This window comes from Pseudomonas sp. NPDC098747 (genome assembly GCF_044760045.1).
Lineage (GTDB): Bacteria > Pseudomonadota > Gammaproteobacteria > Pseudomonadales > Pseudomonadaceae > Aquipseudomonas.
In genome coordinates, this window is sequence record NZ_JBIWAL010000005.1 from 109,706 (window position 1) to 123,687 (window position 13,982).

Sequence of the window (13,982 nt, forward strand, 5' to 3'; positions counted from 1 at the left end):
CCTCCTGCTTTGAATCCATAATCGACCAAAACCTTTCAGGTCGATGTATGAGGCAAGACACCTCGGTCGCCCCCTCTCCCTCCGGGAGAGGGCTGGGGTGAGGGTTGCGCATACTGACCGTGCTGCATGCTCGACGAAGATACCCCTGACTTCTTCACCAAAAAAAGGGCGGCCAATCGGCCGCCCAAACGTACTACACGAGAGTCTTTTACAGCGTCAGTTGCCCACGCTCTTCCTCGGTCAACTGCTGTTTCGCCTGTTCATCCAGCGCCCCTGCCCCCAGCACTTGCACCGGGCTGTTCGGGTTGTAGCCCGGCGCCGCTGCACGGTTGGCGCCATCACGAGACGGGGCGAGTTGTTCGTTGCCGAAACTCAGCACCTGCACAGTGAACACCGACGCCTGATTCTGCCGCGCCGCTGCTTGCTGTTGACGCGCAACATCTTCCGCCGCTTGCGTAGCGGACGATGCGGCGGAGCTGGCAGAGGTGATCGCTCCGGTGTTGACCGCTGAAACCACCGGCACGCCCGTCGCCTTGCCTTGCACCGAAATGTTTGCCGCGTTGACCACCGTCAGTGCCGCGATGTTGACGTTGCCCGACACACGAATCCCCGCCTCCCCCGCATCAATGGTGCCCAGCGGCGCGATCAGGTCGATGTCGCCCGGCGCCACTTCGGCAATCGGGTTGAGTGTGGCGATACCGGCGCCGGTGCTCGGCACTGATGGTGACAGGGTCACATTGCCCCAAGTGTCGTAGACGCGTTTCGGCGGTGTGTAGACCACGGTGGTTTTCGAGCCGCGACCGGCGTTGATGTCGCCCTCGGCCGACCAGCCGAGAATCGAGCCGCCGAAGGTGGTCATGATCCGGCTCTGCCCGAGCAATATGCTGCCCTGTGAATAGAGCTGAATGTTGCCCGAGCCCTGAGTGATGATCCCCGCTGTGGACGGTGGCGCCGCGCCTTCGATGCCGAACACCTGACCGCCGCCCGGCGTGAGCATCTGGATATCGCCACCGAACAGAGTCTTGACCCCGGCGCCGCCGTACATCGTGATGTCGCCGTCATAACGGATCGGATTACCGGCCACATCAGTCGTCGGGAATAGCGAGGCAATGGCATTACGACCGCGCAAATAGCTGCCAGTGCGCGGGCCATCGACATCGTTGTATTCCAGGCCACCGGCGCGCAGTTCGGCGAAGTACACCTGGCGGGCGAAGATCGCCTGTTCGGTGCTCGGCAACGCGGCGAAGAAGGCTTGCGCCTGATCTTCGCTGCCGCTGAAGCCATAGCCCAGGGTCAGCCAGCTCTGCAACTCGTCCAGGTACGTCTTGACCACTTTGCCCGGTTGGCCGTTGAGAGAGGCCTGCGGATCAGCGAGGTTCTGCGGGTTCAGGTAACGCGCGATGAACCGTGAGTAATCCGGCCCTTGCGCACCGACACCGGCCTGCAGCACCACACTGGCACCCGGTCGGCTATCGCCTGCCAGCACCGGCCCGATGCTGGTGATGGTTGCGCGGTTTTCCATGAGGATATTGCGCCCCGCATTGATGTCCAGCACACCCGGACCGGCAATGTCGAAGTTGCTGTAGAGAATGTCGCGCCCGGCCGAAACCCGTGACACATCGTTGGGCCGGTTGTGGACGAACAGGTTGCCGGTGGATCTGATCTCTTCGCCGTTGTAGCTCAGTACTTCATTCGGTACGGCTGTTGGCTGGCCCAGATAAGTGCCCGAGGCGACGATGTCGCGCCCGGCGAGCATCCACACAGGCCCTGCCGCTTCGTACCATGTGCGCTGCTGTACGCCGGACCTGAAGAATGTCAGCGTTTCGCCACTGCGGACCCCGACCAGATCTCCGGTCAACGCGTAAAACCGTGCGGGCCCTTGCACGCCACTCAACCCGGAATAGCTATCGGCACCAAACGCAAATAATGGGTAGCGCGCGTTGCGTTGCGTCGCCACGCCGTCAACGCTGTTATTGGTCATGAGCGGCCTGTCCGCGCTGTTGCTGACGAACCCATTGAAGGACGGCGCGAATGGCGAAGTAATCGCCGCTGGACTGGCGCCTGACTGATTGATCGCATAACCGCCGGCATAGATCGAATCGCCTGCAAGCAGTTCCAGCTGACCGGAGGTAGACGGTGCCAACAGCAACGAGTAGCCCTCGGCCGGTGGAACATTGCCCGTGCCATAAGCGGCCGAGGATCCCGCGTAAATCGAGCCTTTGGCAGCCACGGCACGCAGGATCGATGGATAGACGAAGCGACCGTCAGTGGGTGATGTATTGGATGTGGAAGCCAGCAAATTGTCCGATTCGGCCAACTGTGTGCTTGGTGTGAGGTTGCCCCCCGCCGAGAACAGATCGATCGCGGTGTGATCGGTCCACAGCGAGAAACTGGTCAATCCTCCGCCTGCATGGCCCACCCCACTGGCGTCAGTAAAGGCTGTGGAGTTTTGCAAGCGAACGCGTCCCGGATCTGCTGCACCGCCCAACACCAGGTCACCACGGGTGCTCAGGCGCATCCCCGAATCTCCCGGAATCAGTACCAGACCGCCGGAGGCACTGCCCAGGGTCGATTTGAACGGATCGTATGCACGGACTTCGCGCGAATCCTGATCCAGGGAAAACGCACCGTAGTGCAGATTGACGCCGCCCACGGCACTGGCACTGATTTGCGCAGCGCCACGCAAGTTGATCACCGCGCCTTGCAGATCATGGCGCGGCGCCTGCGTTCCGGTTTCTCCCGCCCGGGCTTGCAGCGAGGGGTTGAGCGAACCGCCGAGACGCATCTCGATATCACCGCCGCCGGTCAGTTGCAGACTGCCATCGCTGCCCACTCGCCCGGTGCTGCCCACGGCGACGATCAGGCCCTGGCCACGGGGATAAAGATTACTGCGGCCATCACCGACCGGGTCAAGCATGCCACCGTCTGCGCCAGCGCGTAGGCTGATGTTACCGCCGCCAAGAGTGCCGAAACCCGTAAAACCCACCAGATACGGCGCGGTACTCCTGCTCGGATCCGCCAACGGCTGACTGGCATAGCTGCCGAAGTTGATCCACCAGGCGGTCGGTATTTCATCGTTCCCCGTACCCTGACGCCACAGCCAGTTTCCAACGGCAACGCTTGGCACCTGCTCTCGGGTTTCCATCGTGATACTGGTCGCACGTCGCCCGACGACATCGCCGGAAACAGAACCACCGGCGCCAATCGTGAGGTTACCACCCAGTTGCGGATACCAGGCCTGATACAGACTGTCGCTACCACCATCTACCCATTTTTCGTTATCACTGCCCGCGCTGCCCAGCACCGAACCATCGTCCGACAAACGACCGCGTGGCTGGTTGTAACGTGCATCAACATCGCTGGATTGGGTACCCGCGGTGTACACCCCGAAAGGTGATTCCATGCTCAGGTTGCCAGCGGCCATCACATCCAGATCAGCGGCGCCGGTTCGCAAAACGCTGAACATTTGGCTATGCGTCGATACCGTGGTGCCGCCGACGTTGGCGATGCAGGATTGAGGGTCGATGTCACACCAGAACAAGTCGCCCTCAGAGACCGGTGTGCCGACCGGCATCCCCAACCAGTTGCCCTCCGTCCACAGAAACTTGGCGGGGGCGGCACAGACACCAGGAATGGCATCGCACCAAAACATTTCATCTTCCTTTACTACCTCTCCGGCCGGGAAGCCCAGCGCATTATCAACCGCCCAAGTGGTGTCGAGGGTTTTCGTAGTGACGACCATTCCGTAATGCGTGTCCGCCAGACGCAAGTGGCCTTCTGTGGTCAGCGGTTTCACGGTGCGGCTGTCGGCTGCGTCCAGGTCTGCCCCTGCCACCACGCGCATCGACCACGACGTGCTGCCGGACGGCAGCATGCTTGCCACAGCCCAGTTGCGTCCCTGCTGCGTACCGTTCAACGGACGCAGATCGATGAACGCTGTGCCGTCGGCCAGCACCACGTCGGTCATCGACGGAATCAGCGAGCCGCGCAACAACGCCAATGCACCGCTTAATTTCACGCCAACGGTTTTGTTGTCGGTAAACGTGCCAGGCAATGGCACGCCCTTGGGCCAGAGCATTGCCTGCATGTCGGTGGCTGCGTTCAACCGGGTGCCGGCCCCGAGGCGACTGCCAGCGGGCAACGTCACACTTTCGCTGAGCAGAGTACCGGCGGCGTACAACAGATTGCCGCCAGCATCGTGCACCGCTCCGGCCAACACGGTGCCGGCACTCAGCGTGTAAGACCCGGCGAGGATGCCCTGGGTTGGCAGCAGCGTGCCGCTGGCCAGCGTCGCACCCTGTATCGGCAAGTCGTAATTGAGCGTCGTGCCGACCGGGAACGAGGTGCCTTCTGCCAGCGTTACCCCAGCGCCCGGAACGATCAGGTCACCACCAAAAGGCTGGATGCCCGGAACCAGTTTCCAACCGGCATCGTCAACGGTTTCCGGCGGCGGCGCAAAACCGTCGTTGATGCTGCCGTAGATATCGAGATTGCCGCCGGCGCGGATCAACAGACTGCCGGATTCGCCCGAACCATAAACAGCGGTGTTTTGCGTGTGCGGATTCAGACTGGCGTAGCGGTAAGCAGACAGGTCCAGATCGCCCTGCACCACCAGATCGCCGTCGGCGGTTTTGCTGGCGATCTCGACGCCCGGACGCAGATGGAACGCATCGGTATAGATCGCGTTATTCAATCCGGCCAGTTTGCGTTGCAGCAAATCGGTGTTGTCCAGCGCAGCATTGATGAAGGCCGTGCTGTCGCCATGGATACCATCCAGATAAGCCTGATCGATTACCTGATACGGGCGCCCGCTGACGGAAGCATCGGGGCCGTCGGCTGCATCGGTGTAGCGACGCATGGCATTCAGGCCGATAGAGCGTGCCCCCTCGACATCCAGCGCACCGCTGGCATCAATGGCGATGTCGCCGACGCCGATTCGCGGAGCATTCAGCTCCAGCGTGCCACGCGGCAGGCCATCGTTTTGTCCTGCAAGAGTGCCCTGCGGCACGTCGGTGCCATGGCGCAAGTCGATGCGTGCGCCAGACGCCAGAGTCAACGGGCCGTCACCTGAGTCGAGTTCGACCATGGCGCGGTTCGGTGCATCGATGATCTTGCCGTAGCTGTCGACCCGCAGCACACGGCCGTGGGCATCGAGCACAGCATTGCCGGCCAGGGTCAGGCCGTTATTGCCAGACAGGCGAATGCTGCCGACCCGCTCACCACTGGCGTCGATCAGTCCGGTCACAGTCAAGCTGCCGTTGTCTACGGAAACGTTGACCTCACCGGCCTTGAGCCCGTCGCCGATCTGCAGATCGCCCTGCTTGAGCTGAAAGCTGCGGCTGCCAGACACTTGCCCTGCGTTCAGACGCTGGTTCAGCGAAGCAAACGCTTCGCTCAAATTGCCGCCCAAGTGCTGCGCGCGAACGTCCACGCCGCCGGCCTTGTACGGCACCAGCGTGCCACCGGCATCGTAGTAACCACTGCTGGCGCCGAGGATTTCACCTTGCAGATCGACCACACCCGCGTCTGCCGCCAGCGCCACGGCGCTGAGGTTGCCGGCCTGATTGTTACGCGCTGACAGATCAATGCGCGAACCGCTGGCCTGACGAATACTGCCTTGGCTGCTGTACAGCGCCACGTCGCCGCCCCAGCTGTATTTGCTGACATCGTTGAATGGCAAGGTGCGTCCGGCCAGGTCCAGTTGCGCGGCGTTGGTCAGGGTCAGATCGTTCTCGGACTTGACCACCAGTTTGCCGCTGGCCAGCGCAATGCGACCGTCGAGCAGCACATTGCGCCCTTCAAGCGTCAGCTCCGCACCCAAGGCATCGGCCACCGCAGCGTTCGCAACACCACTCACCGTCAGGTTGTCGCCAGCCTTGATGAGGTTGACCGAGGCCGCTTCACCAGTGAGTAGCGGAGTGCGCAGATTGAGGTTGCCGCCGCTGTAGGCGTAGCCCGAAACCGGGTCATAGGCGCCCTGCTCCTGATACACCGCAAGGCTGCCCTTGTGATTGGCGGTGATGCGTTCGCTGGCGTTGAGATTGACGTTGGCAAACCCCAGCGCCAGACGATTGTTCTGGTCCAGACCATTGGGTTGCGGGTTGGGGCCATAGCCGAACTCGATGCGTTGCGCCTCGATGTTCAAAGTACCTCGGCCCGTGCCCGCACCGCCGCTGGCCACCGCTCCCGGCGCTTGGGTCGCGCCGTTCCAGATCAGGTTGGCCGTGCGAATGGTCGCCACATCGCTGGCCTCACCCATGCCATAAAGGGCAGGTGTGGCAAGCACCAGATTCTGCAAGCGACTGACACCGGTCAATGGATCGAGCGTATCGAGGCTGACGTTGCCGAAGAAATTGAACGAGTCTCGGGTGGTGAGGCTCAGGGTTTCCAGGGCCGGTGCGCCGAACTGCGTGTCGCCGCGCAGCAGGCGATCAAGCACATTCTGATTCAGGGTCAGGCCACTCGGCACGCTACCGGCTGCCGCAAGTGCCTGCACGCTGCCGGCGTTTACCGCGCCGACCGCCAGTGCCAGATGGCGGGTACCGAAGCGAACGGCCTCGTTCAGTTCGAACTGGTTATCGGTGGCGGCGGTAATGCTGCCGCTGGAATAGAGCAGTGTCGGCTGAGTGCACGGCTGTACTGTGCAGGTGCCGATGCGGATGCTGCCGGGCCCATCGATAGGGGTGCCGGCCTCCGGCGCGAGCATGTTGGTCCAGCCGTTGGACACGATCAACAGACTGGCAGCACCCGGCTGATAAATGAAACCGTCAGTGGAGTCGTAAGGCGCCTCGCCTCGGCCGAGCGTGTTGATGCCCGAACCCGCTTCGAGGGTGATACCGCCGCTCTTTTGCGTCGTGCGCAAAAGCACTTCCGGCGCGGATAACGTCGCACCGTTACGCAAGATAATGTCGGACGATGTGCCGACAAATCTGATGAAGTTACCCGCAGAGCCGTATTCAACCGTCGGCGTCGCGCCGATGCTCAAACGACCGGCATTGAGGCGATTGAGGCTATCGGCATATACCGAAATGCCGCCAAAGCCTGGCGTGCGCGTCTGTCCTTGACCAAGCACTTCCAGTTGCGAACCTGACACAACAGCGGTGCCAGCGACACCGCCATCGCCTGGGGCAAACAATGCCTGCCCCTGGAAATTCATGCCGATATCGTACTTATCACTGGCACTCAATTTGAACACCAGCGACCTGGCATCCATCGGTATCAAGGCACGCGGCACGCCGCGACGGGCAGCGTCGCTTTGCACGAATTGGCTGAAGCTGGTCTCGGTGTACTGCGAATAGCGGCGCAGGACATCCGCCGACGTCAGGATCACCTGACTGGCCAGACTGTCGCGCAGACCGCTATTGGCAATCGACATCAGCCCTGAACTGGACCACGACCCATTGCGCATTTTCAGCGCACCGGTGGTCAGGCCTGGTGCCGCCTGACCGTTGACTTCAACGCGAAACGCACCCGGTAACAAGGCAAACGTCGAGGGCAGCAAGGTATAGGTCCCGGCGGCCAGACCCGGAACGCCGGCGCCCACGGTAATCTGCTGGCCGATACGCGGATCGCTGGCGCCGGCTTCTGCGAGCACCGGTGCGAAGGTACTCTGATTGCCCGGCACGATGGCGTACACCGGATTGCTGCTCAGGCCCGGCAAACTGAAGGTGCCGTCGCTGGCATTGCGCAACAGCGGATTGAATCGTGCATCGGTAGAGCCTCCGCGCCCGGAGACAAAACCGGCGCCGCGCAGATCGCCACCACCGGACAAGTCGATCAGCGCGCCGCCCTGCACATCGACGAGCCGACCGGTAAGAACCACACCATCCAGTTCACCTGCCACCCCGTTCAACACAACCGATTTGCCGTTGTAGCGGTAGTCGATGCCGTCGGTCGTACCGCCATAGGGCATGACGAGGCCGGCGCCGCTGACGGAGGTGACGCTGCCGGGCAACAGACGAAGCTCGTGGGTCTTGCCCAGCGAGTCTTCCCCCAGCTTGATCAACCCCAACGGAGCACGGATAACGCCGCCCTGCTCGATGTTCCCGGCCACCAACAGCAAGCTGCCAAACGCCGAATAAGGCAAGGCCTGCGGCGCCGGGCCATGGCCGCTGATACGCAAGGTGCGCTCCTGGCCCGGTACAGGCGTATAGCCTTGATAGCCGACACGCACATCGGCAGAAACGCCGGTGGCGGGATAAATCTGCGCGGCGCGCAAGTTGAGGTCGCCGGCCGTCCACAAGCGCGAGCTGCGTTCGTTATCCGTTGGCGCGAGGAAACGCATATCGCCACGGCTGTCGAGCGTGACCTGGTCAAAACTCCGGCGGCTGACGAAAGTGGCCGGTGCGCCGAGCTGAGCAATCGATCCTTCGGTGCCGAACGACAACGTGTTGTTCAAATCGAGCAGATCGGCTGTGGCGGTGAATCGGGCACTGGACAACTGCGTGGTCGCGTTAGCCATGACCCTTGGGCGGACGTTGAAATCCGAAGGCACATACAGACCCAGTCCCGACAAGCGCATGTAAGGTGCCGCCAGATTGACCCGGGCCGTGTCGCTGGACGACTGCGCCAACGACATCGAGCCTGCGTACAGATTCAGGCTTTGGTTCATGCGCAGATCGACGTCGCCATCAAACGTCAGAAAACCATTACTCAACACGCTCAGGTGGTCGAAACCGCCCGACATCAATCGATCTGCGCTCAAGCGAGTTTGGCCATAACGCAGCAGCGGCGCACCTTCGCCGGCCTGCAAGTCCAGGGGCAGCAGCGCTTCACCCGTTTCCTGGGCAATGATGATTTCGCGGGGAGCGCGCACCTCGGCGCTCGCCAGGTTGTGTGGGTAGAGCGGCGCTTCCTGGGCAATCTCCAGGCGACCGCCCGACTTGCCTGCGCCGCCCGCGGTGGCCTTCAACTGACCGTCGATGAACAAACCATTGTAGGAACTCAAGGCAATGCGGCCGCCATCGGTGGCGATCTCGGTCGGCCCCAGTCCGGCGATATCCAGAACCGCGCGCGTCCCCGACGCGTCCAGACGTGCGCCGTCACGCACAATCACGTAAGCATCGGCAGACGTGGCGGTGATCTTTTTCGAATCAATCTCGCCGCCAATGACGATGCTGCCACCCTTGCCGACCTGACCATAGACCCGACCCAGCGTATCCACCGCAGTGAAGGCGCGCCCGGCAACATCCAGCACTGCGTTCGCGCCAATCCAGATCGAACGGTCGTGGGCATTCGGATCAGCGGTTTGCAGGTTGGTGGCCACGTCCTGCAAACCAAACTGTTGCTGACGGATATCAATCACGCCGCCCCACGCGTTGAGTTCACCGTCGACAGTGATCTGCCCGCCACCACGCACGTTGATGCGTTGACCAGGATCGACGCTGATTCGAGCACCTCGGTCTATGGACAGCGAGCTGTTCTGCGGGTCGATCAGGGCGACAATGCTGGAACCTGCCTGCAGCGACAGATTGGCGCCACCTCGTTGGGTCAGAACGCCTTTGGTGGGGCTTTCCTGGAACAGAGTGGGCGTCCACAGTTCGAGCGCTGTACGCGGATCGACACCGCTCGGTTGGCTCGGCGCCGCATCGCCAAACCGGTAGACCGGCATGACGACATCGACCTGCGCGCCGTCAGCGACTTGCAGGCCGTTCAGACCGGTGATGTTGTAAGCGGAAAACCCTTTGGTGAACAGATCAGTTGCCAGTTGCAGGGTGTTATCGGCCAACACGGCGCCGGGCTCAGTGATCATTACCTTGCCAGACTGAATCGTCAGGCTGCCGCCCCCCGTCACGCCGTAACCACGCACATCACCATCGAGATGCAATTGTGATGGCGCCGATACGGTCAGCGGGATGGACTCAAGCGTTACATCGCCGCCCTTGCCGCCGCGGGTCTTGCCATTGGCCAAAAGCGCGCCACCGGACGACACGTCCACCCGACTGCCGTTGGCCAGGCTGATGTCGCCAGTGCTGCGCAACGACACCACGCCGCCGTTGATGAAAGCCAGGCTGTTCACGTCATCGGAATCGGTGCGCAGATTGCTCCACAGACCACGCGTATCCAGGTGCACGCCTTCGGCCACGGATACACCGACATCTGCCTTGGCCGGTGCCGCTAGTCCCGGTTGGCCCGTCAACACATCACCCAGATTCAGACTGCCGCTACGCGCTACAAGGTTGGCATTGACCTGCACTTGCGGCGCGAACAGCGTGATGTCGCCGCCCGAATCGACCGTCACCGCCTGATTGACGTCGATGATATTTCTGGCCGAGACCTTCAATGCGCCGAGACCAAAACCATTGATCAGATCGCTGTCGAGCAACAGTTGTCCGGCACGTGCTTGCGCCACCGCATCGGTCAGACCGGGTGCTGCTTGCGCAGCGTCGCGAACGCCGCCGATCTGCACATGATCAAGCAGGGGTTCAAGGACATACTGCAAGCCACCGGCAGTCGCTGACCAGGCCGGATCATATTGGCCCACGACCAACTGCGCACGGCGAGCCCGTGCAGTCTGGCTCTGTTCATAACCGTCGATGACGGCGCGTGGCGCCTGTGTCTGGCGCTCGCCCTGGAACACCTCGCCGACGATCTGACCTTCGACCAGCGCGTTGCGGGTACCGATCACCAGTTGGCCGGCATCGCGGCCGACGGTATAACCTGATTCCCGACGCGATCTCGGGGCAATCAGTGGATTGTAGAAAACCTGCGTCTGACCCCAACGCTCGCTGGTGTCTTCGTATCCTTTGTACAACCCGCTGTAGAGCACATCCCCCGGTGCCCGAGAGACCTCATACAAACGCCCGTCGGCGCCACGCAACCAGCTCTGGCGGACCTCGCCGCTCTGCACATCGAGCGTCCCGCCGGACAGGTTGATCAGCGAACCTTTTTCACTGACCGCATCGTTACCGGAGAAACTTACGGTGCCGCCCTGAGCCATCCATTCGCCGACGGTGTGACCCTGGGTGCCGAGATAGCCACCGACTTCCAGCAAACCGCCGGCCGTGTACCAACGGTCTGTCGCGTAGCCGTTGGTACCGGCCGGCACATACACCAACTCACGCACATCGACCCAGATATCGTTACTGTTGAGCGCGCCGCCTTCGCGGTTGACCGGCGCATCGCGTTGCTCGTTGCCCTGCACGTTGATCTTGATATTGTTGGCATCCATCGCCACTTTCACGCCCACGGCGCCGGACACATCAATCACCGCACCCTCGCGCACCAGACTGCGGCGGCCCGCTGCCACCGCGACCTGACCGCCGGTAGCCAGCGTGATCGAGCCGTTCTGAAACTCGACGCTGCCGCCGCTGCCGATCTCCACGCGCGACTGGTCACTGCGGATCCGGTTGTTGGCATTGACTGCGCTCAACGCGGCATCGCGCTGGCTGTCGAGGGCCGTGAGGTCGCTGCTGTCGAGCATGATGGCGGTCACGCTGTTCTCGCCGAGCGTCACGCTGCCCGCTGCGTCGGATGCCGGGTTGAGCAAGTGCACGGTGCCACGAGTCGCTACCGAGGTGCTCGACAGCAGCACACCGCTCTGTACCACCTCATGCCCCGTCAGGGTGATGTCACCGGTCGCCGCTTGAATCAAGCCGTTGTTGCTGACCTTGCCGGCAACCGCGCCGGTCTTGAAGCCCGGTATGACTTCGTTGCCGAAGGTGGTGGACAGCGCATTGCCTTCGGTACCCGAACCTTTGCGAATAAAGAAACGATCACCCGCACCGAGCACTGTCTGGCCCTTGTTGGTGCTGATACTGCCGTCGTTCTGCACTTCATTGCCCAACAGCAAGACGTACCCGCCAGCGTCGGTGGAGATCGCCGGTTTATGGGTCTGGATGGTCGCACCGCGCTCCACCAGCACCTTGCCGGCGGCGTCGGTGAAGGTCGGCTGGCTGGCGCTGCTGTCAAAGTACAGACCCCGTTCGCGGAACTGGATGTCGGTGATATTAGCCGCAGCGGCCACCAGGTTACGCACGTTGACCTGACTGTTGCCGCTGAAGACGATACCGTTGCGGTTGATCAGCATCACTGTGCCGTCGCCCTTGATCTGGCCTTGAATCTGACTGGCTCGCGCGCCTGGATCGTTGACCCGATTGAGCACCGCCCAGTCTGCTTGCTGGGCGAATTCGACCGTAGTGTTGCGGCCGACGTTGAAGGTTTCCCAATTGAGAATCGCCTTGTCCGCCGTTTGCTCAATGCGCACATTGGTTTTGCCATCAGCCTGTGTTTGCTGCGGGCCTTTGGCATTCTGCCAGCCCTGCGCGAGGCTGTTATCGACCTTCAAGCCACCCTCACCGAGACCGTCCGGCACGAACTGCACCGAGCCCAACGCCGCCGCTCGGCCAGCCGCCTGCGCCGCTTGCTGGGCGGCAATCGCCGCCACAGTGTTGTTGAGGGTCTGCAACGAGCGCTGCAATTGCTGATTGGCTCTTTGCTGCTGGGCCAGTGGTGGGGTCATCCCCGGCAAGCCGCCAGTACTCGATCGCGCAGCCGCCGCTTGTTGTGCAGCGCCCTTGGCGGCGAACCAGCTGGAATTGAATGCCGTTTGCGCCTGCGCACTGCCCGCCACCAGACACAACGCCACCGCGTGCGCCAGTGGCTTGAGCAGCCACAGCGCCGGATCGGCGACCTCACGCTTGAGAATCTGGGCACGGGTACTGCGACGGGATGGGCGAGCGAGCATCACTACGAGATCCTTTTGGGTTGCCACACAAAGCTGCAGGCCAGCAAAAACCTGCTGTTACGACATAGGCAGTTGGCGAGGGGCGCGACCGAACGGATGTCACACAAACTTCATGATCGGGGTGTAATTGCGCGGCAAAAAAATGGCAGCCCCAAGGGACTGCCATTCCTGTTGCGGCTTACAAGGTGATGCTTACAAAGGACGACCAACAGTGTTGCAGACGCTGGCGTTGTTGATGTCCAGGTTGTTGCCGGTGGAGTTGGTGATGAAGTTGGCGGTTACAGCGGTTTTCCAGTTGGTTGGAACCGGAATGAAACCGTGAGCGGCAGTGGCCACGGCGTTGCCCGGAGTGCTGTAGTGCTTGGTCAGGAACGCTTTGACGTCAGCGGCCACGGCTGCGTCCTTGTAGCACTGGCCGAAGATGAAGTTGGTGTAAGCAGCCATTGCATAACCGCTGGACGGGTTGGCAACCACAGGGGACCACTGCGCCGGGTTGGCCGCGTTGGTTGGCAGTGGAGCCGAAGCCAGAGCAGTGTTGACGTTGGCGCTGGTTGGCTGAACACCGTTGATACGGGCAACAACAGCGTTGCTCGAAGCGTTGACACCGTCCGGACCGACATAACCGATGGAACCGTCAACCGCGTTGACTGCCGGGGCAACGTCAGCGGTATTGGCCACGCCTACCCAGTTCGACGGCACAGCGGAACCTGCTGGCAGACGTGCGTTGGTGAAGGTGGTGTTGACCGCGAACTTGGTCGGGCAGATCGAGTTCAGGTGACGGCTGAGGATTTCGGTGGTGCCGCTCGAAGCGGTGCGATAAACAACGCGGATCGCGGTGGTGTCGGAGGTACCCAACAGCGCGCCCCAGGTAGTCTTGGTGCCCGACAAGGCATCACACAGTTGAGCGCTGGTCAGGTTGAGGGTGGTGTTGCCGGCCTTTTTGTAAGGGATGGCAACCGAAGTGGCTACCGATGGCAGTTGGATCAGCGGACCAAACGAGGTGCCGAAGTTGGTGTTGTAGGTGCTGATTTCCGTGCCGCTGAGGATCGAGTCGCTACCGGCGAAATGCACAGTGCCAGTGGTGCTGAACTGTGCAGCGTTGTTGGTCAGGAAAGCACTTTTGCCAATGCCGCTACCGGTTACGGCGTAGCTGAAGTTGGCAGGCAGGATGCTATTGGCAGAACCTTTGTACAGAGCGGCAGGCAGTGAAGCGCCACCACCGGTTACGGCCATGGCCTGGGCGGATGCCAGAGCGGCGACGGTCAGTGAGGCTGCGATCAGAGTGCGCTTGAACATG

General features: G+C 61.9%; 2 protein-coding genes. Both read right to left on the reverse strand.

The genetic code is table 11. The features are described 5' to 3' along the window. Positions 1 to 208 precede the first annotated feature (208 nt). The gene (locus ACIQVE_RS04850) at positions 209 to 12,685 is read right to left on the reverse strand and encodes a filamentous haemagglutinin family protein (RefSeq protein ID WP_402805063.1); all 12,477 of its coding nucleotides are present in this window, start codon (positions 12,683 to 12,685) and stop codon (positions 209 to 211) included. A gap of 192 nt (positions 12,686 to 12,877) precedes the next feature. Further along, entirely contained in the window at positions 12,878 to 13,981 is a 1,104-nt protein-coding gene (locus ACIQVE_RS04855) for a substrate-binding domain-containing protein (protein ID WP_402805065.1), read from the reverse strand. Between the last annotated feature and the right edge of the window lies 1 nt (position 13,982).